17 protein-coding genes are annotated in these 21493 nt (G+C 55.5%); 11 read left to right on the forward strand and 6 right to left on the reverse strand.

Annotated elements, in window-relative coordinates; genetic code table 11:
* Positions 1-38 precede the first annotated feature (38 nt).
* From QA596_12135 to QA596_12155, 5 genes are all read right to left on the reverse strand, one after another.
* Positions 39-1814 (reverse strand): ATPase, T2SS/T4P/T4SS family, encoded by a 1776-nt coding sequence (locus tag QA596_12135; protein ID MDG5768206.1) that lies wholly within the window; start codon positions 1812-1814, stop codon positions 39-41.
* Positions 1815-1920: 106 nt separating this feature from the next.
* On the reverse strand, positions 1921-3249 hold the full coding sequence (locus tag QA596_12140) for a type II secretion system F family protein (GenBank protein MDG5768207.1): 1329 nt from the start codon (positions 3247-3249) through the stop codon (positions 1921-1923).
* 90 nt (positions 3250-3339) lie between these two features.
* A complete protein-coding gene (locus QA596_12145) occupies positions 3340-3771 on the reverse strand; it encodes a hypothetical protein (GenBank protein MDG5768208.1) in 432 nt (143 codons plus the stop codon).
* 147 nt (positions 3772-3918) lie between these two features.
* Entirely contained in the window at positions 3919-4392 is a 474-nt protein-coding gene (locus QA596_12150; GenBank protein MDG5768209.1) for a hypothetical protein, read from the reverse strand.
* Between the two features lie 550 nt (positions 4393-4942).
* The gene (locus QA596_12155; GenBank protein MDG5768210.1) at positions 4943-6124 is read right to left on the reverse strand and encodes an acetylornithine transaminase; all 1182 of its coding nucleotides are present in this window, start codon (positions 6122-6124) and stop codon (positions 4943-4945) included.
* 328 nt (positions 6125-6452) lie between these two features.
* Between QA596_12155 and QA596_12160 the strand changes: the two genes are divergently transcribed.
* From QA596_12160 to QA596_12185, 6 genes are all read left to right on the forward strand, one after another.
* Complete coding sequence (locus QA596_12160) at positions 6453-7196, forward strand: lysophospholipid acyltransferase family protein (protein ID MDG5768211.1); 744 nt, start codon at positions 6453-6455, stop codon at positions 7194-7196.
* 259 nt (positions 7197-7455) lie between these two features.
* Entirely contained in the window at positions 7456-8760 is a 1305-nt protein-coding gene (locus QA596_12165) for an efflux RND transporter periplasmic adaptor subunit (GenBank protein ID MDG5768212.1), read from the forward strand.
* Positions 8761-8837: 77 nt separating this feature from the next.
* Positions 8838-11984 (forward strand): efflux RND transporter permease subunit, encoded by a 3147-nt coding sequence (locus tag QA596_12170; protein MDG5768213.1) that lies wholly within the window; start codon positions 8838-8840, stop codon positions 11982-11984.
* A 172-nt stretch (positions 11985-12156) separates the two neighbouring features.
* Positions 12157-13035, forward strand: a complete 879-nt coding sequence (locus QA596_12175) for a carbohydrate kinase (protein ID MDG5768214.1) — start codon at positions 12157-12159, stop codon at positions 13033-13035.
* A gap of 19 nt (positions 13036-13054) precedes the next feature.
* Positions 13055-15352: an alpha-amylase family glycosyl hydrolase gene (locus QA596_12180; protein ID MDG5768215.1), complete on the forward strand. Its 2298-nt coding sequence runs from the start codon at positions 13055-13057 to the stop codon at positions 15350-15352.
* Positions 15353-15523: 171 nt separating this feature from the next.
* Positions 15524-15988: a hypothetical protein gene (locus QA596_12185; GenBank protein ID MDG5768216.1), complete on the forward strand. Its 465-nt coding sequence runs from the start codon at positions 15524-15526 to the stop codon at positions 15986-15988.
* Between the two features lie 7 nt (positions 15989-15995).
* Here QA596_12185 and QA596_12190 read toward each other — a convergent pair whose 3' ends face one another.
* The gene (locus QA596_12190) at positions 15996-16844 is read right to left on the reverse strand and encodes a HAMP domain-containing sensor histidine kinase (protein ID MDG5768217.1); all 849 of its coding nucleotides are present in this window, start codon (positions 16842-16844) and stop codon (positions 15996-15998) included.
* Positions 16845-17329: 485 nt separating this feature from the next.
* Between QA596_12190 and QA596_12195 the strand changes: the two genes are divergently transcribed.
* From QA596_12195 to QA596_12215, 5 genes are all read left to right on the forward strand, one after another.
* On the forward strand, positions 17330-18307 hold the full coding sequence (locus QA596_12195) for a flagellin (GenBank protein MDG5768218.1): 978 nt from the start codon (positions 17330-17332) through the stop codon (positions 18305-18307).
* A gap of 363 nt (positions 18308-18670) precedes the next feature.
* On the forward strand, positions 18671-19630 hold the full coding sequence (locus QA596_12200; protein ID MDG5768219.1) for a flagellin: 960 nt from the start codon (positions 18671-18673) through the stop codon (positions 19628-19630).
* The gene (locus tag QA596_12205) at positions 19614-19748 is read left to right on the forward strand and encodes a hypothetical protein (GenBank protein MDG5768220.1); all 135 of its coding nucleotides are present in this window, start codon (positions 19614-19616) and stop codon (positions 19746-19748) included. Before QA596_12200 ends, QA596_12205 begins: the two co-directional genes overlap by 17 nt.
* A gap of 171 nt (positions 19749-19919) precedes the next feature.
* Positions 19920-20888, forward strand: a complete 969-nt coding sequence (locus tag QA596_12210) for a flagellin (protein ID MDG5768221.1) — start codon at positions 19920-19922, stop codon at positions 20886-20888.
* A gap of 352 nt (positions 20889-21240) precedes the next feature.
* Positions 21241-21493, forward strand: a 253-nt coding sequence (locus tag QA596_12215; GenBank protein ID MDG5768222.1) for a flagellin, incomplete at its 3' end; no start/stop codon positions are given.

A 21493-nucleotide genomic window follows, 5' to 3' on the forward strand; every position in this document is an offset into this window, starting at 1 on the left:
ATTCATATTAATAAATTCTAACTTTAGCTCCTAACTTCTTAATCTTCAAGCGTTGTCGCTACAATTTCATCGATAGTAGTAGTGCCGCTTTTGATCCGCTCCCGGCCCGACGCCCGCAGGGTGAGCATTCCGTTTTCCTGCGCCTGGCGGCGAATCCGGTCTTCGTCGATATCCGCACCCGATTCAAAGATGATGTTCTTGATCTCCTTGTCGAAGTAAAGCGCTTCGTGGATAGCCACCCGGCCCTTGAACCCGCCGTTGCACTTTTCACATCCCACCGGTTTGTAAAAGGTGGTCTGCTCAATTTCTTCATCGGTGAAACCGAGGTTTTTGGGCAGCTCCGGATTGAGCTCCTCCATCGGCACCTTGCAGTTTTCGCACAGCCGGCGCACCAGCCGCTGGGCCATCACCAGATTGATGGCGTTGGCGATCAGAAACGGCTCCACGCCCATCTTGAAGAGCCGGGCAACGGCGCTGGGCGCATCGTTGGTGTGTAGGGTGGAGAAGGTGAGGTGCCCCGTATTGGCCAGTTTAATGGCGATTTCGGCGGTTAGCAGGTCACGGATCTCGCCGACCAGCACGATGTCGGGGTCGTGCCGCAGAATCCCCCTCATGGCGTTGTCGAAGGTCATGTGATCGGAGATCTTGAGCTGGCGCACGCCACGAATCAGGTATTCCACCGGCTCCTCAACCGTCAGTACATTTACGGTAGGGTCGACCACGGTGTACAGGGCCGCCACAAGGGTGGTTGATTTACCACTTCCCGTCGGACCTGTAATGATCACAATACCCGAAGGCTTGTGGATCGCCTTGTAAAAGTCTTCGTACGCTTTTTCCTGCAGGCCCAGCTTGTTCAGGTCGGTGATCACCTTGCGGTCGTCGAGCACCCGGATAACAATGGACTCGAACTTGCGGTCGAACTCTTCCCCGACAATCGGCATGATGGAGACGCGATAGCGGATATTGTGGCCGTCCACCCGCCGCTGGATGAAACCGTCCTGCGAGGAATCCCGCTCAAACCGGTCGATATTCCGGCTTTTGTCCTTCACAACGGCGGCCAGCGCCTCGGGCTTCATGTTGGTCTGCGAGAACCAGAGCCGCAGCTTGCCATCCACCCGAAACAGGATGTCGGTCTTGTTGCCCGCCCCCGGAATCACATGGATGTCGCTGACGTCCCGGCGCACCGCCTCCACCAGCATCCCCTCCACCAGCGAGTTGAGCATGCTCTGGTTGATCTCGGCGTCGAGCTCCTCCTCGTTGATCACCTCGTCCTGGAGATCCTGATCTTCGTAGTCGATCTCCTCGAGAATTTCCAGAAACTCGTTTTTCTGCTCATACACCTGGCTGATGATGGACTGGATGGTCTCCAGCCGGCAGTAGACCAGCTCGTAGTGCTTGTAGGGCAGTTCCCGCGCGTACTCGGTGAGTTCCGGATCGGTCGGATCGGCGGTAGCCAGCACCAGCCGGTTCTTCCGGATTTCGAGCGGTATGGTGCTTCGGTGGATGAGTTCCTCGGCAAGCTCTTCGGGGAGCTCGCGGATGTTGTTTTTGATGGCCTCCAGATTCAGCTCTTGCAGGCTCCCGTTCGTGAGCACTTCCCGGAAAGCGTACAGATCGGCAATCGTACGCATCACTTCGTGCCGGTTGACTCCAATGTCCTCAATGATGATGGTCCCCAGCCTGCGGCGTACCGAATCCGGCTCCGCTTCAAAAATCCTGATGGCGCGCTCCAGCTGGTCGTGGTCGATGATACCCTTGCCGACCAGCGCTTCGCCGATATGCCTTCGTACGTTGGATGTAACTGACGAACTCATCACTGCTTTTAGAAACCTGTGTGTTTTGTGTGGCTGATGGCGTCCCGTCATCAACGGGAGCCGTTTGTAAACGCGTCACCTGCCGATAGTCCGGCGGCAGTGCCGGTTAATTGGGCTGGATCAATGCCGATTCGGAGGAGACCACCGTGATTCCGATGAGGGCGACCATGATAAACAGGTTGATGCCCAGGTTGACCATGTCGACCACCGCATCCATCTTGTAGGTGGTCTGCGATTCGTAATACTCCGACAACTGGTAGGCGTTCTGCTTGAGCGTGCCCGATTCGGCGCCCAGGCGAAAACGGCTCAACGCCGACTGTGGAAACACGCCGGTTGCCTCCAGCGACTCCAGCAGCCCCCTGCCGTCGTCGAGCATCATCCGGATGGCGACATCCTTGATCCGTTTTTCGATATGAGTGTTGCGGCACGCCTCGGATGCAACCCGAATGACCTCGATGTTTTGACCGGAGCCGCTGTAGAGCGTATAGAACACCCGTGAAAAGATTTCGATACTGGTTTTGTGAAGCAGGTCGCCAATAACCGGAAGGCGTAACAGGTTGCGGTCGAGCCAAAGGCGTCCGGTGGCCGACCGGATGAATGCCAGAAAACCGGCGATCGGGAGCACATGGGCTAGGGTGACCAGGATCCAGTTGGCTTTGAGCCAGTTACTGAAGTCCAGGGTGGCGGCGGTCATCGGCGGCAGCGCGATATCGAATTCCAGGAACATCTCGGCGGTCTGGGGGAAGATGTAGCCGACGTAGAAGATGATGACCAGGATCACCGCGATGAAGGTGATCACCGGCATAAGCAGGGCGCGGCGCATGTTTTTGCGGAATGTGGCGTCCCGCTCCATAAACTTGGCGGTGCTTTCGAACACCTCGGCCATGTTACCGCTTGTGGAAGCGACGCTGAGCATGTAGGCGGCAAACCGGCCGAAAATACCGCTGTGCTTGCCGTAGACCTGCTGTCCCTCTTTGCCGTCGCGCAGGTCTTTCTGAATTTCCCGAATCACCTCACGCATCCGTTTGTTGGCCGTATCGGCATGCAGCAGGTTCAGGATCTGGTCATAGGGGAGTTTTTGGCGGAGGAGATCGGAGGAGAGCCGGATGAAGGTGACCACCTCCTGGTTGGGGACTCCGCCCTTCAGATCGAGCCACTTTTTCCCGATACGGTCGACCTTGAAGCCCATTTTGATCAGGGCCCGTTCCACCTCTTCCTTCCGGTAGGCTTCCTGTTCGCCCTCGACCGGGGGCCTGCCCGGTTTCCGCGCCTTGTAGATGAAGACGGTTTTCTGCTCCAGGGCGCGGATGGTCAGATTCCGTGCCTTCGCCAGTTTTTCGACCCTGGCTTTGGCCTCTTTCCTGCCCGGCGCCTCGAATTCGCTCTGAACAAGTTTGCCTTGTGGATTTACGCCCTGAAAACGAAACTCAGGCATGGAATCGGTGGTTGCTTGTGGTGAAAAATTTGCGGCCGTCCCGGTGCTGCTTTTGAACGGAAAGCCGTTCGGAGAGGCCCTGTTAGCGGATCAATTGGCGGCATCGGAAACACTGACGTCCCACTGGCGGGTATCGGTATCCCTGGCAATGGTGACCAGGATGGCCGGTCCGCCGCTGGACGGGGTGCCACGAATGGTGACGGCATCGGAGGTGACATCCCCTTCAATCTCATAGGTTCCGTTTTCGTTGCTGAAGGTGCCGTCGGCATTTTCCCGGGCCGGCAGACGGAGCCGCCGCAGCAGGTCGTCCTCGACACGGGTGAAATCACCGCCGGCGCCGTCCATCATTTGGGGCCTGACGTAGACGGTCTGCGCCACGCTTGCCGCGGCCAGCAGATCCTGCCGCACAGCGTCGCGGTTGGCATCGGTAGCCGCGGTTCCGAACACATTAAGGCCGACTACGGTCGCGGTACCCACAATGATCGTCACAAGAATGACTAATAATAGCTGCTGTTGACCCATAATAGTGGTATCCGGGGTGAATAATAATTGGGTATCCGATACCTGTTCAAATTATCGGATAAGTCCGGCAAAAACTTAAACAAAAAAGGCTCTCGCAAGAGCCTTTTTTGTTATCGAGAGTTGGGGATATGATGAAGCAATGACAAATTAATCATTAACAGATGCATCACTCCAAGTGATGTGCCATCCTTCATCTGGTCCATCTGTACCTTCTCCATCAGAGTAGAGAATTGTTGCAACTATATTAGCACCACCACTCGCCGGCACGCCAATTATATCAAAACTATCGTCATTCAGGTCACCAATACTGTAGCAACCATTTTCATTGCCGAAAGTACCGGTTACGTCATCACAATTGTTATGACCCGAAACAATCGGCATACCCAACCGTTGTAACAGATCAGCTTCAGAAAAATTACTAAAATCACCACCCGCACCATCCATCATCACAGGACGCGCATAAATCGCCTGCGCCATGGTGGCACCTTGCAGAATATCCTGGCGTACGGCGTCGCGGTTGGCATCTTCCGCCGCCCCTCCGAATACGTTCATGGCAACCACTGTTGCGATTCCCACGAGTATCACTACCAATATCACGAGTAAAAGTTGCTGTTGACCCATTGTTATCTCCTTTTTGTTTGGTTCAGAGAGAGGCGCCGCCGGATTCCGGCCGTGACCTCCCCCATGTTTTTTGGTGTATTACCTTCTTCTTCCGTGCAAAATCTTTTCGTGTGGCACCGCAATATTAATATAGTCCGGCCGGCTTCCTCATAAACCGGCCTCAACCATGCGGCTCTGCCCGACTCATATCTATCCTATATTTATTAAGAGGAGTTCCCAGATACTCATTTGTTACACAATACTTTTACTTTTTTTAGCCTGGCATTAGTGACTAATATCCCTTTTCCGGTTAATATAAAACATTAAATTTCTCTAACAAGTTGTTTCGGCTTTTTTTTAACGTCAGGCAGGATCCGGCGTTAAAAAACAGGCGCTTGCCGTCTGCATATTTTCGGACCGTGCCGCCTCCCGTTCCGCCACCTACTGCGAGCCTTTCCATTAGCTCGTAAACCGGCGGCGTCTTTTGCAAACCGGAACATCCCTCCATACCCGCCGGCAACATGACCGGCCTCTCCGCCTCTGCCGAAGCAGTACCGGCCGCCAGGCCCGGTCACCCGGCCTGCTCGTCCAGCACTTTCCGCAACACTTCCACCGCGGTGGCAAGGTCTTCCTTCGATATCACCAGCGGCGGCACAAACCGGATCACATTCACCGACGCCGCATTGGTCAGCACGCCATACTCGGCCATCTTTTTCATCACCGGACCGCCATCCACCGTGAGCTCCACGCCCACCATCAGGCCCTGCCCGCGGATCTCTTTGACCAGCGAGTGCCCCTTCAGCTTCTCCCTCAACTGCTGCAGCAGGTAAGCGCCCTTCCCGGCGGCCTGCTCCACCAGTCCGTCCCGCTCAATAGTCTTCAGCACCGCCAGGGCCGCGGCGCATGCAAGCGGGTTGCCGCCGAACGTGGTTCCGTGCTCGCCCGGCTTCAGGCTGGAAGCCACCTCGTCGGTGGCAAGAATGGCACCGATCGGCACACCCCCGCCCAATCCCTTGGCCAGGGTCATGATATCGGGTTTGACGCCGCTGTGCTCGCAGGCGAACATGGCGCCGGTCCGGCCGATCCCGCACTGGATTTCGTCGAAAATCAGCAGCGCGCCGTGCTCATCACATTTTTTTCGCGCATAGCGCAGAAAATCCGGGTCTGCCGGACGAATTCCCCCTTCGCCCTGTATCGGCTCGATGATGACGGCAGCCGTATCACCATCCACGTGCTCGTCCAGCGCTTCGCGGCTGTTGAACGGGATCTGGCGGAAGCCCGCCGGCATCGGCTCAAAGCCCCGCTGGTATTTCTCTTTCCCCGAAGCGATTCCGGCGATGGAGCGGCCGTGAAAGCACCCCTCCATGGAGAGGATGGGACCCTTGCGCCCCTTGGTGTTGGCGACTTTACGCGCAGTCTTATAGGCTCCCTCGATGGCCTCCACCCCGCTGTTGCACAGAAATACACGATCCAGGCCGCTGATCCCCGCCAGTTTTTCGACCAGCCGGGCCGCCGTAACCGTAGAGTAGAAATTGGAGACATGGATCAGTTTCTCCGCCTGGTTCTTGACGGCATGGACCAGCATCGGGTGCGCGTGACCCAGGGCATTAACCGCGATGCCCGCCAGCATGTCGATATATTCTTTGCCTTCGGTATCCCAGACCCGGGCGCCCTTGCCGTGGCTCAGCGTAATGGGCAGCCGCTTGTAGGTGGGAAAATGATATTTTTGATCCAATGTCTGCACTTCGTTCATAACACTCCTTATCTGGCTAATTTTCATGAGTTCCTGAAACTACCAATTACCGGGCTAACAGACAATCGGCGATGCCGGCGGTACGATTTTTTCCGGTTGCGGCTCCTTCGTATCTTGCAATCCGTACCATCAACCGTTAAATCGTTACCTCCTGCGGCAGCATCCGTTCCGCACGGACTCCGGCCGGTGACACGTCCGGGAACCATGCCGCCGGTCCGCCGGCCCCGATCGGATACCGAAACCGCTTCTGCTGTTCCGGCCGTACAAACCGCGGCACACAACCCAATCCCGCATATCTGTTTCCTCACACCATACACAACCAGCCCCGATGAAGCACAATCCCGGTATTTTCATAAAAATCCGCATGATCGTCACGCTGATCTACATGCTGTTGCTGCTGCCGGTTCTCTGCGCAATCACGATTGTGGTGTCGATACTGACCCTCGGCCGCCTCAGCACCTTTCTCACCCACTGGATCGGATACATCATGGGGGCCTCCTCGCTTGCGGTCGCCGGAGTGCGTTTTAAAAAAGTGTACCACGGCGAGAAGCCAAAGGACCCGGCCATTTTCCTCATCAATCACAGTTCCACCCTCGACCTGTTCATTATCGTCTCCCTGTTCCTGCCGGGCATTCGCTACATCGCCAAACGGGAATTGCTTTACAATCCGTTTTTCTGGGTGCTCACGCGCTTTTCCGGCCAGATCATGATCGACCGCAAAGATTCGAGGAAATCGGTTGCGCAGCTCAGAGAGGCAGCCCGCTACGTCAAAAAGAACGGCAATTCGCTCTTTTTCGCTCCGGAAGGAACCCGTTCGGAAACCGGCGAAATCGCCCCTTTCAAATCGGGGGCGTTTCACATGGCGATGGATCTCGGATATCCCATCATCCCTATATATATAGAAGGCGCGTACGAGCTGTGCCCCGGGAAATCGCTGGTCACCCTGCCGGGAACGGTAACGGTGCACTTCCATCCGCCCATCGACTCCAGCCACTGGGAGAAAGGCAACATCCGCAAACACATTGAAGAGGTGCGGAACCGGTACCTGGAGTGGTCGGAAGTATACCGGTGACCTGCTGACGGTGCCAGGAGCGCTTGTCGGGCCGGCCAGCCGTGGCTGTCGCCATTTTGCAGCCATACTACCCCTAATCGCATATTATTAATTATTTTAAAAACCTTTTACAAAAAACTTCCAACCAATTGGAGTATTTTTCGTCCAAATGGTTGTTACCGTTACCGTGCATGCCGGTCATGCTACATACCTTACCGGCTGCAAACGCCTCCTGGAGCGCAATTTGCCGGGCCACTCCGGCTTTCCCGAATTCACCACCATGCAAATATCCATCCAAAAAAATCTCATTTCGTTACTTACCTTTGTCATGCTGCTTGTCCTGGCCGGCTGTTCCGGCAGCGATGAAAATGGCAACAACGGGTGGAACAATGCACGGCCTCCTACGGTGGAAGCGGTTCAGGTGGTTACCGGAAGCCTTCCGCTGGAAGAGACACTGACCGGGGTGGTGCGTGCACGCAATCAGGTGGACATCTATCCGGAAATCACGGCGCCCGTCACCGAGGTACTGGTCAACAACGGGGATTATGTGGAGCAAGGCCAGGTGCTGGTCAGATTGCGCGACAACGAAGCGCGCGAGCGGTTGCGACAGGCGGAAGCGGGGCACCAGATTGCCCGGGCCCAGGTCCGGCAGGCGGAAGCGCGGCTCAACCGGCAGCGGCTGGAACTGGAGCGGGTGCAGCAGCTGCACAGCCGGGAGCTCGAAACCGACGCCGCGCTGCAGAATCTCGAAGCGGAGGTGGAAGCCGCCGACGCCACCCTGGAGCTGAACATCGCCCAGATGAATCAGGCGGAGTCGGTGATCGATGAGCGCCAAAACGAACTTGAGAACACGGTAATTCGCGCGCCTGTAAGCGGCTATGTGGGGTTACGGAATGCCGAAATTGGTCAGCAGGCCAATCCGTCCACCCGGCTGTTCCAGATTGGCGACCCCGGCCAGATGAAGGTCGAACTGACCCTGACCGAAGCCATGACCGGCTATATCCGCTCCGGACATCCCGCTACCATCTCATCGCCCGGCAACGGCGGTGTGGTGGACGGCACCATCACCCGGATCTCCCCGTTCCTCAATCCGGTAACCCATACTACCACGGCGGAGATCGAGGTAGACAATCCCGATCGCATCCTCCGATCCGGCATGTTCGTGTCGGTGAACATCCGCTATGCCGAAAGCGAACGCTCCGTACTGGTGCCCAACAACGCGATCTACTACCACCCCGACCGCGGCCAAAACGGTATCTATGTGGCGGAAAGAACCGGCCAGGAACTTTTGTTTGATGGAGATGAGCCGCCGGACGAGCTGATCGGCCCGGCATCGGTACAATTTGTCCCCATCCAGATAGTAGCCCGCGGACGGCTGATCACCGGAGTTGAAGGGATTCCCCAGGACAGCTGGGTGGTTACGCTGGGGCAGAATCTGCTGGTCCGGGGTTCCGAGGAAGCCTATGTCCGGCCCGTTTCGTGGGATCACATCATCAATCTGCAGGAAATCCAGAGCCGTGACCTGTTTGATATCATCGAGCGGAAAATGGCCTCACAGGCCAGCAGCGACTCTGCCGAAGCCTGACGCGGAGCCGCGAGCCGCATTATCGGCCTCGCATGCTGCCGCGCCCATCCATCGTTTTCCAATAACGCACAAATGCCATGTCCATAACCGAACGTTCTGTCGCCAGGCCGGTAACCACGATGATGGTCTTTTTGATCGTCATCACCCTCGGCACCCTCGGTTTCCGCTACCTGCCCATCGACCTTCTCCCCCCTATTGAATACCCGCAGCTCACGGTCGCGGTATTCTACAGCAACGTGGGTCCGGAGGAGATGGAACAGCTGGTCACCGAACAGGTCGAAAACTCCCTGGCCGGCATCGCCAACGTCGAACGATTGACTTCGCGCTCGTCGGAAGGCAGCAGCTGGGTAACACTCAACTTCTCCCAGGGCACCAATATCGACGAGGCCACCAACGATGTGCGCGCATCCCTGGACCGCCTGCGCAACAACCTGCCGGAGGACGCCGACCCGCCGCGGATCTGGAAATTCGACCCGAACGATGCCCCGATTGTGATTGTAGGCGCCCGGTCGGCGCGCGAACTCTCGGAACTGACGCGCATCCTGGAACGGGACGTCACCAAGAATTTTGAACAGATTCCCGGAGTGGGTGCCATCGATATCTGGGGCGGTATTTACCGCGAGATACAGATCGACCTGATCCGCGAACGGCTGATCTCCAGCGAACTGACCGCCGCCGATGTGGTCCAGGCCATCGGCCGCGAAAACATAACCCTGCCCGGCGGCAACGTGAAAGACGGACTGAGCGATCTCTACGTGCGATCGCTTGGAGAGTACGAACGTGTCGAGGACATAGCGCAGACCGTGATTACAATCGTCGACGGCGCACCGATTCGTATCGGCGATGTGGCCAATGTCCGCGAAGGGTACCAGGATATCTGGCGCTATATCGAAATCGACGAGCAGCCGACCATCCGTTTCGGCATACGGAAACAGACCGGCGCCAATACGGTGGCCGTGGCGGAGGGCATCCGGAGCGAGGTGGACCGCATCAACCGGACACGCTCCGACCTTGAGCTCCGCATCATCACCGATCAAAGCGATTTCATCCAGTCGTCGATCGACAACGTGCGGAACGCCGCGCTTTGGGGCGGCATCCTGGCGATCATAGTGCTTTTTGCCTTCCTCCGGAACGGCTCGACCACCCTCATCATCGGCATCTCCATCCCCATCTCCATAATCGCCACCTTCGCACTGCTCTATTTCGGCGGACTCACGCTCAACCAGATGAGTTTCGGCGGATTGGCCCTCGGCGTCGGACTGATTGTCGACAACGCCATCGTGGTGCTGGAGAACATTGTCCGGCAGCGGCAAAACGGAAAATCCCGCAAACAAAGCGCGCTGATCGGTACCCGGCAGGTATCCGGAGCGATTGTCGCGGCCACGCTTACCACCTCTGTCATCTTCCTGCCGGTCGTTTTCATGCAGACCATCACCGGACTGCTGTTCCAGGAGCTGGCAATCGTCGTGGTGTTCGCGCTGCTCTGCTCCCTGGTTGTCGCCCTCACCCTGGTGCCCATGATGAGCAGCAAGATTCTGTCGGTCCAGCCGGACGATCCGGATCCCGACAAGCGGTCACGCTATCAGCGCATGTTTGAGAAGCTGGAAAACGGCTATGCCCACATGCTGGAGCGGGTACTGCAGCGAAAGCTGATTGTCTTTGGCGGGGTGCTGGTGCTTTTTGGTCTGGCTGTTTTCGGCTTCCGGACCATCCCCTACGAACTCACCCCCCAGGTGGACGCCGACGAGGTGCGCGTGCGAATGACCATGGCCGATGGAACCAATATCGCCGTCATCCACCAGTATCTTGAGGAACTGGACCAGATCGTGCAGTCGGTGGTTCCGCAGGATGAGGTGGTCTATTATTCCAAGGATGTGCGCAACGGCAATGGCCGCATTGACATAACCCTCCGTCCGCCCGACCAGCGGAGAATCGCCAGTGCCGATATCGCCGACGAACTGCGTGAAAAACTGCACGGGGTGATCCCGGGAGCGGACATCCGGGTTTCGGCCCGCTCGGGCCTGTGGGTGCTGCGCCGGGTGTTCGGCGGTGGCGGTGGCGGCGGAGACGACGACGGCGGCGAATCGCTACAAATTCAGCTGCGCGGCAACAACCTGGAGCAGGCGGCCCAGCTTTCCCGTGAATTGATAACCGTTCTGGAACGGCTGCCCGGCGTTACCGATGTCGAAACCGACCGTGGCGAAGGCAATCCGCAGCAGGACATCCGGTTCGATCGGGAGCGGATCTCCCGTCTGGGGATCGGAGTCAGTGATGTCGCCCGTGCCATTCAGACCAACATCGGCGGTACCCAGGCCGGCGTGTTCCGGGTGGATGCCGAGGAGTGGCCCATAACGGTGCGGCTGCGGCCTGAAGACCGGCTCTCCGCGCTGGATCTCGACAATATCTCCATCCGCAGCGCCAACGGTACCATCCTGCCGGTCTCGTCGGTGGCCAGTCAGGAGTACACCCGCATGCCGGAGAATATCAACCGGGTGAACAACCAGCGGGTCACCTACATCACCGCAAACCTGGAGAGCGGGGTAGCCCTGGGCGACGCGGTGGCCAGGATGGAAGAAGCTCTGGCGGAATTCCCGATGCCGGACGGTTTTTCGGTCTATTTCGGCGGCGAGTACGAGGAACAGCAGCAGGCGCAGCGCGACTTCACCCTCTCCATTATTATGGCTCTGGTTTTGATCTACATGGTGATGGCAGCGCAATTCGAGCGGTTCATTGATCCGCTGATTGTCATGTTTTCGGTGCCGCTGGCACTTATCGGGGTTGTTCCCGCACTCCTGCTCACCGGCACCACCCTCAACATGCAGAGCTTCATGGGAATGGTGATGCTGATCGGCATTGTGGTCAACAACGCGATCGTTCTGGTCGACTACATCAACCTGATGAGGCGCGAGCAAGACCTCCCGCTCTACCGGGCGGTCGTCGAAGCGGGCAAACTGCGCCTGAGGCCCATCATGATGACCACCCTTACCACCATTCTGGCCATGGTTCCCCTGTCGCTGGGTACCGGTGCCGGAGGCGAAATCCAGGCATCCCTGGCCCGCGTGGTGATCGGCGGCCTCGCCGTATCGTCCCTCATCACCCTTGTATTCATTCCGGTGGTGTATGTATCGGTGACTTCCGCCTTCGACCGACTGCGCAGCTGGCTCGGTTCCTGGAAAAGCGAGCAAGAGGCCGATCCCGCCGCCGCGACATCCCTGCCCGATTGAGTCTTGCGGCAGGGCCGTCATCCCCATCCACAGCTCTGTTAGTTCCATGCGCTCCCCGGATTTCCCCTTCCGGCAGAACAGAATCCGGGCCGACGGAACATCCCTGCGCAAGCGTCTGTTATAGACATAGCCAACTGTCCATTCCATTATTTTGCAAAAACGGAGTTATTCTATGAAAAAACCGATCATCGCAGGAATAGGGGAAGTGTTATGGGATGTGTTTCCGGAGTACAAACGGGCCGGCGGCGCTCCCGCTAACGTGTCGTTTCATGCGACCATGCTCGGCAACCGCGGGGTTCCCGTGAGCCGCGTCGGCAACGATGAGGACGGAACCGAGCTGCTCAATGTTTTAAAATCCTGCGGACTCGACACCACATTTATTCAGGAAGATGACCGGGTGCCCACGGGAACGGTGGAGGTCACCATGACCAACGGCGAAGCCTCCTACGATATTCCAGAAGGCGTGGCATGGGATCGTCTGTCGCTTACCTCTGAGCTTCAGGATCTGGCCCGCGAAGCGGATGCCGTCTGTTTCGGAACACTCGCCCAAAGAAACGATGTCACCCGGCGGACCATCCGTGAGTTTATCAACCTGACCTCCGGCGACTGCCTCAAAATCGCCGACATCAATCTTCGTGCACCCCACTATTCCGAAAAAGTGATTCTGGAAACACTGGAAATGGCCGATGTGGTGAAACTGAATCAGGACGAATGGAGCCATATCGGGGAGATGTTCGGGGTAACGGACCTGAAAAGCTGGCTGTTCAACGAGAAAGGGGTTCGCATTCTCTGCCTGACCAAGGGCAGGGAGGGAGCGGAGCTGATGACTCCCGAACAGCATCTGGTGGAGCCCATCCATCCGGTAGAAAATTCCAGCGGCGACTCCGTTGGCGTCGGAGATGCATTTACCGCTTCCCTTACTCATCATTTATTGCGAAATTCCCCGTTGGATGTCAGCCTGTCGGTCGCCAACAAGTACGCCGCCCAGGTTTCCGCTCGAAAAGGGGCCATGCCCGAGCTTCCATCCGCCATCATCAATTCCCTAACCTGACAGATCACCTCTTTTTTACATGGCATTAAAAACCTGGAATCCCAGATCGGTCTCGCAGTATATTCCGCTCACTATCTCACGGGAAGCGTGGAAAGCGGGCGACAAGCGGGCGCTCATGAAACGGGATATCCTGAATCGATACGAACAGCATTACCATCGCTATCCGTATTTGAAGAACCGAATCCGGAAAAACTTCGACGATTTCTGGCGGTTTTACACCACGATCTACGGTGACGGCTACGAGCAGCAGCACTGGATAATCCGCCTGTTCAATTCCATCCTTCAGGGTCTGCAGGACCGGAAGAAGGACATGCGGGAGCTCGATCTGGAGCGTGAAAAGAATCCGCTCTGGTTTCAAAGCGAAGAGCTGGTGGGCGGTGTGTTGTATGTCGACCTGTTTGCCGGCGACCTGAAAAAACTGCGCGACAAGATCCCCTACCTCAAGGAGCTGGGCATCAACTTTCTGCATCTGATGCCCCTTCTCAGGCCGCGGGACGGCCTCAATGACGGCGGGTATGCCGTGCAAAATTACCGCGATGTGGACCGCCGCCTCGGAACCTACGACGACCTGCGCAAAACATCACGCATGCTGCATAACGAGGGCATCAACCTGGTGCTGGATTTCGTGATGAACCACACCGCCAAGGAACACGGCTGGGCCCAGGCGGCCATGAGCGGCCACCCCCGCTATCAGAAGTTCTACCACATGTTCGACGACCGGAGCATACCCGACATGTACGAACAGCACCTGATCGAGGTGTTCCCCGATTTCGCACCCGGCAACTTCAGTTATTACCCGCAGATCGACAAATGGGTGTGGACCACGTTCTATGAGTTTCAGTGGGATCTGAACTACGCCAATCCCGACGTGTTTCACGCCATGTTTGATGAGATGGTGCACCTGATCAACACCGGAGCCGACTGCCTGAGGCTGGACGCGGTCCCCTATCTGTGGAAAAAGCTGGGCACGCACTGCCAGAACCAGGACGAAGCGCACCATCTGCTGCAGGCCTACCGCGCACTGCTCCGCATCATCTCTCCGGGAGTATTATTTAAAGCGGAGGCGATTGTGGGTCCGGAGGAAATCGTTCGCTATCTGGGCATCAACGGATTCGAAGGCAAAGAGTGCGACCTTGCCTACAACGCCACGCTGATGTCGCATGTCTGGCATGCGCTGGCATCCGAAAACACCCATCTGCTGCGCACTGCGCTCAAAAGCCTGCCACGGGCCCCGAAAAACACCTCCTGGGTCAATTATATGCGGTGCCATGACGATATCGGGTGGGGGATTTCGGATGAATTCGCGGGCGCGGTCCAACAGAACGGACACGACACCCGTATGTTCTGCACCGATTTCTACACGGGCAAGCTGGCCGGCAGCTACGCCGAAGGGTACGCCTTTCAGCGTGATTACTACTCCGGTGAAGCCCGGGTATCGGGTACCATGGCGTCGCTCTCCGGGCTGCAGAAGGCCATGGTCGAGGCCGAAGACCTTGGGATCGACGATGCCGTAAAGCGCATTATGCTCATCAACAATATTATCTTCAGCTGGAAGGGCATCCCCCTGATTTACATGGGCGATGAGATCGGACAGACCAACGAGTACCGCTATCTCTCCAACCCTCTGAAGATGCGAGACAACCGCTGGGTTCATCGTCCGGCTATGGACTGGGACAAGGTCGAGCTGCGCAACATGCCCGGCACCATCGAACACCGCCTGTTCAATGAGTTTCGCAAACTGGTCGATTCGCGGAAGAAAACCAGAGCCATCCACGGCTCGTCATCCGACCATCTGCTGATCCTGGATATCGACTCTGTGTTTTGCTTTGAACGGCATTGCGGTGACGACAGCGTGCTTTTTCTCTCCAACTTCTCCAGGGAGCCCGTGCACATCCCGACCTCCATCCTTCCGGACGAGTGGAAACGCCGGGTGTATTATGATCGCTTCTCGGGTCGCACGCTCCATTTCAGCTTTGATGAAATCGTCATGGAGCCGTATGGCTTTTACTGGCTGGCGCCCACCGACCTTCAGCCCGCCATCGAAGCCGAGAACACTATTATAGATGTACTGGTGGAAACGGTTATGGGTGAGCAGGTGTATCTTGTTGGAAATATCCCTGAACTGGGCGCCTGGAATCCCGACAAGGCGATTGGTCCGCTCGACCCCTCCTCCTACCCCACCTGGGAGATACAGCTCAAACTCCCGGCAAACACCTATTTCGAATTTCAGTGGATCAAAAAGCGGAATGGAAGCATCCTGGAATGGGCTCCCGACAAATACTGGATGAAGAGCGGGGACGAAATTTCGTACATATAGGCCGGCAATCCGCAGCCCCTCAAGAGCAGACAGGATAAAAGGCGCAGCTTCTTTTTGGCTGCCATATCATCCTGCACCCGACTGCAGGCTTATCAAAATTGAGAAACTGCCGATAATAGAGAGACGTTTCGTAGATGCCCAATATAGCCGCTGCCCCCTGCCAGCCCCGCCATGTTATCCAACTTTGCTTCTCCAACAGCACAGACCACGGTACAACCTGCCGAAGGAGTTCCGGCTATCGCAGGCATCCATCCATACCAGCAGCGGGGACTTGCGGCGGCATTCCGATTGCCGGAAGATGGCACTCTGACCGACGACAAAGAAGATAAACAGGAGCAGCAGACAGAAGAGACTGAAAACGAAGGGCGATTGCTGCCCGGTACTCCGGAGATATTTCACCTTTTAATGGATGACCGGTTCCGGGAGCTGGTGGACTTTTTTCTGACTCCGGGTCATCAGGAGATCATGTACATCATTGCCGGTTTCAGAGAGGAGAGACAACTCTCGGGACTTTCACTTTTTCGTCCGCAACTCATCAGAGAGGAGTTGCTGGACCAGGTCAGGCACCGCATGTATCTGAACGCCATTGAAAAATCGCCGCTTAAGACCGGCAGACAATTTTATACAGTGATATAGGGAGGGATTAGAAGTTCTGGCTGGATTCGCTGCTGCTAAGCGGCAGGTGCAGCGAAAAACGGGAGCCCTCTTCAACTTCGCTTTCCAGGGTGATGCGTCCGTTCATTTGTGCGGCGAAGTGAGTGCTTATGTAGAGCCCGAGACCGGATGAGCTTTCGTTTTCGGTACCACAGAGATGCAGTTTCTTATCCGGGCGGAAGATATCCTTGAACGACTCTCGGGGGATTCCCAATCCGTTATCGGCTACAATGATCCTGGCTTCGGCATCATTGTTCTCCACGCTGACGGTTATTTCTCCGCCCCTTGAGGTATATTTGATGGAGTTTGTAATCAGGTTGAACAGAATTCGTTTCAATCGGGAGAGGTCGGCAGAAACATAGACCGGCTGGCTGGTCTGGATGCACTCAAGCTTGTGCTCTTTTGCAAGTGCCGCGCCCTCCATCACATCACAAACATCACGCACCACCCAGTTGAGGTCCACATCCAGTGCGATATAATCCTCGTATTCATCCTGTTTTCCCATTTCCCGTACCTGCTGCAAGATACTGGAGATATCTTCGACACCGCTTTTGATCTTGGACCGATACCCGGCAAGCTGTTCGAGATCGGCGTTGGTATTGAGGCAGAACTTCATCAGATCGAGATACCCCTTTATGGCATTGAGCGGCGACATCAGATCGTGAGTAGTAAGCCTGAGTACACTTTTCCGGGCATCCGACTCCTGCTTGAGTTTGCGGTGGCGGCACGATAATTCCTCCATCTGGCGGAGCAATTGATATACCGGCGAGGTCTCCTCATCCACTTCCCAAAAAAACCGATCAAACTCAAGATCCCCGGATAAGATCCTGTTTCTCATTTGCTGACTGATTTTCCGCTCTTTCATGGGCACTTGAATAAGCCGGTAGCTGATCTGATGGCAACACACAATATTACTTCACCCCACTGCCGGGTCACCTTTCCATTAGACAGGAGGCCGTGTCCTGACATTACAGACTGAAACGGCATGCGACAGAATACCTGGATAACAGTTCTGACCGGATGTGAAAACTACAAAAAACAAAGGTCAAATCCCAACAGTCAAATAGTGTAAAAACCACTCTGAATTTGTCGAATTTTACGAAAAAACAGCACTCAGCCATTGCAGAATGAGTAGTATCCACAGCTGTGGATAACCATGAAATCGAAAAAAAATTTAAGATGGAAAAACGCGACTCGATAACTGGGGTAAATCAACATTGAAACAGTCGGGCAGCAGGCTCGGCAACGCAGCACCGTTTCAATGAATATTGGGCAAACCACTTAAATTGGGCAAATTTAACACACAACAACCGGGGAAGAATTATGTCAACTTTTGGAGATATCAACCGCGTAAATACGAATATTCAGTCGCTGGATTCCCAGCTTTCACTGAACCGGATCAACCGGGGAATAGCAGAGAATCAGCTGCGAATGTCAACCGGCCTCAGGATCAACCGCGCCGAAGACGATGCCGCCGGGTACTCCATCGCAACCAAACTGAACAGCCGCGTTACCGGCCTCAACCAGGCCTTGCAGAATGTAGGTGACGCCAAGTCCATTCTCGACATTGCCGAAGCCAGCTTCGACACCATTATGGATAACCTGATCGAGATGAAGGGTCTGGCTACCCAGGCCGCCAGCAACGCGCTTGGCAACGAAGAGCGTGTATATATCGGTGAGCAGATAGGCGGACTCGCCGACGATATCAATGAAATCGCCAATCAGACCGTATTTCAGGATTTCGACCTGCTCAACGGAGAGGACGGAGGCTATACCGGTGATCTCAGTCTCACCTTCCAGGTGGGTGAACGCGTCAACGACACGCTCACCAGTACCATCAGTGCTGTGAATGTTTCCACGCTGTTTGATACTACCGGCGACAATGTCATGGGCTTCACCGCCGGTGCCGAGGGCACGGCTACCGCCATCGGAAACATTACGATCAATACAACGGAAAGCGTTCAGGGCCGATTGGTATTCAACAGTAATCCCGATGGTAGCGACATCTCCGCCGAATCGGATGATTTCCGGGCCTTTCTGGGAGCCATCGACCAGGCGATTGACCGCATGTCGGAGCGTGTCAACCAAATAGGTATCACCCAGTCGTCGCTGAGTGTGCGCGAGGTGACCCTTTCACAGGGCATTAGCGCCAACCAGTCTGCGGTAAGCCGGATCATGGACACCGACTTTGCCAAGGAACAGAGTGAGTCCGTGAGGCTCCAAATCCTGCAGCAGACCGCTACCTCGGCCCTGGCACAGGCCAATATGGGTCCGCAGTCGGTTCTCGGATTTCTTGGGTAAGTTTTAATATATCCCCCCCGCGGATGAAGCATACGGGATCACGCCCAATATCCCTTTCCGGCAACGGAAAACTTCATCCGATCAGCCCTCCGGTCATAGCCGGAGGGCTTTTTTTTTATATAAAACTGGCTTTTTGCCTCAAACCCTCTCTTCCAGGATCGATTGCACCTCCCTTCTCAGTTATCGTGTAAATCACTAGAAAATAACACCCTTAAATAAGGTTAAAGAAGCTTAATAAAACATGTAACATTAATTTTTTCTAATAAAAATTTAAGATTAAAAAGCCTGCTTCGATAAGTGGGGTAGCGAACAATCGCATTAGTTCAACCATTTCGCTAATCCAAACAAACCAAGGAGTACCCTATGTCAAGCTTTGGTGATCTTAACAGAGTGAATACCAATATTCAGTCGATGGATTCACAGCTTTCGCTGAACCGCATCAACCGCGGTTTGGCTGAAAACCAGCTTCGTATGTCGACCGGTTTGCGGATCAACCGCGCCGAAGACGATGCCGCCGGCTATTCTATTGCAACCAAATTGAACAGCCGTGTCGCGGGCCTGGACCAGGCCCTGCAAAACGTGGGTGACGCAAAGTCCGTTCTGGACATTGCCGAATCCAGTTTCGATACCATCATGGACAACCTGATCGAAATGAAAGGCCTGGCTACCCAGGCGGCCAACGATACCCTCGGTGACACCGAGCGGGGATACATTGGCGATCAGATCAAGTCGTTGGGTGATGATATCAACGAAATCGCCAACCAGACTGTCTTCCAGGACTTCGACCTGCTCAACGGTACCGGCAACACCGGTTCGCTGAGCCTGACCTTCCAGGTCGGTGAGCGTGCTGATGATACGCTGGTAACAAATATATCCGCAGTGAACGTCGGCCAGTTGTTTGCCGGAAGCACTTCCGGAACTGCTAACCTCGGTGCCGCTACCAGTGGCGGCGGCGGTGTTGCGGATGGTGCGGCGATCACCGCTACCAGTGCCGGTTCCTCCGAACAGGGCGCATTGGCGTTCCATGATGATGTCACATCGGCCGACTTCCGGTCCTTCATCAGCGCCATTGACAGTGCCATTGACGGCATGTCCGAGCGTGTGAACGACATTGGTATCGCCCAGTCGTCGCTGAGTGTGCGTGAAGTGACCCTTTCGCAGGGCATCAGCGCCAACCAGTCTGCGGTAAGCCGGATCATGGACACCGACTTTGCCAAAGAGCAGAGCGAGTCCGTGCGGCTCCAGATTCTTCAGCAAACCGCAACCTCTGCGCTTGCGCAGGCAAATATGGGACCGCAGTCGGTCCTTGGGTTTCTGGGATAACCTGGATAGCCAGGAATATCGTGAAGAACTGGTAAAAGATATCTGGAGAAACCTGATTCGTGACCCCTCCTATCCATATGGGGGAAACGATGACGGTTACACTCCGGATGACAAATGAAAAGCCTTTCAGGTCCTGCTTGAAAGGCTTTTTTTTGTTAAAAAATTAATTAGAAGTCAAGAAAAAATTTAATCTGGCGCAGACTCGCCCGATAACCCTGTTAACATTGGAAATAGTGAGATCCGCTCATCGATCCAAAACCTTAAATCAGATCTAAACAAGGAGCACATTATGTCAAGCTTTGGTGATCTTAACAGAGTGAATACCAACATTCAATCGTTGGATTCACAGCTTTCGCTGAATCGCATTAACCGCGGTTTGGCTGAAAACCAGCTGCGTATGTCGACCGGTTTGCGGATCAACCGCGCCGAAGACGATGCCGCCGGCTATTCTATTGCAACCAAATTGAACAGCCGTGTCGCGGGCCTGAGCCAGGCTCTGCAAAACGTGGGTGACGCAAAGTCCGTACTGGATATTGCCGAATCCAGTTTCGATACCATCATGGACAACCTGATCGAAATGAAAGGCCTGGCTACCCAGGCGGCCAACGACACCCTCGGCGATACCGAGCGGGGCTACATTGGCGAGCAGATCAAGGCGTTGGGTGATGATATCAACGAAATCGCCAACCAGACCGTCTTCCAGGACTTCGATCTGCTCAACGGATCGGATAATACCGGTAACTTGACACTGACCTTCCAGGTCGGTGAACGGGCCGAAGATACCCTGCAAACTGAAATCAATGCCGTCAATGTCGGTCAGCTCTTCACCAGCGGCTCCGATGTGAATCTTGGCGCTTCTTCCGGTGGAGCTACCGCCGGTGGTGCTGCCATTCAGGCAACCGCTGCAACAGCCGGCAGTCAGGGCTCACTGATGTTTACGGCTGGTACCGGGGCCAATGCTCCCGCAGCAAACTCCGCCGACTTCCGGGCCTTCATCAGCGCAATCGACAGTGCGATCGACAGCATGTCCGAGCGTGTGAACGACATCGGTATCGCCCAGTCATCACTGAGTGTGCGCGAAGTGACTCTTTCTCAGGGCATCAGCGCCAACCAGTCTGCGGTGAGCCGGATCATGGACACCGACTTTGCCAAGGAGCAGAGCGAGTCCGTGAGATTGCAGATCCTGCAGCAAACCGCGACTTCGGCCCTGGCGCAAGCCAATATGGGTCCGCAGTCCGTGCTCGGATTCCTCGGCTAAACCGACGGATCCAAATACCGAACCATTCCGGCCGGCACCGTTATCTCCTGCCGGCGGCCTTCGAAAGCCGGGTGTCATCGCGACATCCGGCTTTTTTTATGATATGAACCCGGCGTGAATAACCAGAGAGACGAATCGTATCACATCGCCACCGCTCTTTTTCCAGAAGCATCCAAACCGATCCTCGCCACCCTCAGCTAACCCGTTAATAATCTGATATTTCCTGCATATTGTGCTTCTGTGGCCGATTTTTCTCAAGAACCGCATGGTAGCATCCGATATATATGGGAACTATCAGACACAGTAAAGCGGCACAAATCCACTATTAACTCTTCAAATCAAAGATATAGATATGTCCACTTTTGGAGATCTGAACAGGGTCAGTACCAATATTCAGTCATTAAACTCACAGCTTTCTCTGAACCGTATCAACCGTGGCCTGGCCGAAAACCAGCTGCGCATGTCGACCGGCCTTCGGATCAACCGCGCCGAAGACGATGCCGCCGGCTACTCTATTGCCACCAAATTGAACAGCCGTGTCACGGGCCTGAGTCAGGCTCTGCAGAACGTGGGTGACGCCAAGTCGGTACTGGATATTGCCGAAT

It is taken from the genome of Balneolales bacterium ANBcel1, assembly GCA_029688905.1.
GTDB lineage: Bacteria > Bacteroidota > Rhodothermia > Balneolales > Natronogracilivirgulaceae > SLLW01.

Bases quoted from the DNA above. Each gene is read 5' to 3' on its own strand.
- QA596_12135 (MDG5768206.1), bottom strand. From the start codon at position 1,814: ATGAGTTCGTCAGTTACATCCAACGTACGAAGGCATATCGGCGAAGCG.
- QA596_12140 (MDG5768207.1), bottom strand. From the start codon at position 3,249: ATGCCTGAGTTTCGTTTTCAGGGCGTAAATCCACAAGGCAAACTTGTT.
- QA596_12145 (MDG5768208.1), bottom strand. From the start codon at position 3,771: ATGGGTCAACAGCAGCTATTATTAGTCATTCTTGTGACGATCATTGTG.
- QA596_12150 (MDG5768209.1), bottom strand. From the start codon at position 4,392: ATGGGTCAACAGCAACTTTTACTCGTGATATTGGTAGTGATACTCGTG.
- QA596_12155 (MDG5768210.1), bottom strand. From the start codon at position 6,124: ATGAACGAAGTGCAGACATTGGATCAAAAATATCATTTTCCCACCTAC.
- QA596_12160 (MDG5768211.1), top strand. From the start codon at position 6,453: ATGAAGCACAATCCCGGTATTTTCATAAAAATCCGCATGATCGTCACG.
- QA596_12165 (MDG5768212.1), top strand. From the start codon at position 7,456: ATGCAAATATCCATCCAAAAAAATCTCATTTCGTTACTTACCTTTGTC.
- QA596_12170 (MDG5768213.1), top strand. From the start codon at position 8,838: ATGTCCATAACCGAACGTTCTGTCGCCAGGCCGGTAACCACGATGATG.
- QA596_12175 (MDG5768214.1), top strand. From the start codon at position 12,157: ATGAAAAAACCGATCATCGCAGGAATAGGGGAAGTGTTATGGGATGTG.
- QA596_12180 (MDG5768215.1), top strand. From the start codon at position 13,055: ATGGCATTAAAAACCTGGAATCCCAGATCGGTCTCGCAGTATATTCCG.
- QA596_12185 (MDG5768216.1), top strand. From the start codon at position 15,524: ATGTTATCCAACTTTGCTTCTCCAACAGCACAGACCACGGTACAACCT.
- QA596_12190 (MDG5768217.1), bottom strand. From the start codon at position 16,844: ATGAGAAACAGGATCTTATCCGGGGATCTTGAGTTTGATCGGTTTTTT.
- QA596_12195 (MDG5768218.1), top strand. From the start codon at position 17,330: ATGTCAACTTTTGGAGATATCAACCGCGTAAATACGAATATTCAGTCG.
- QA596_12200 (MDG5768219.1), top strand. From the start codon at position 18,671: ATGTCAAGCTTTGGTGATCTTAACAGAGTGAATACCAATATTCAGTCG.
- QA596_12210 (MDG5768221.1), top strand. From the start codon at position 19,920: ATGTCAAGCTTTGGTGATCTTAACAGAGTGAATACCAACATTCAATCG.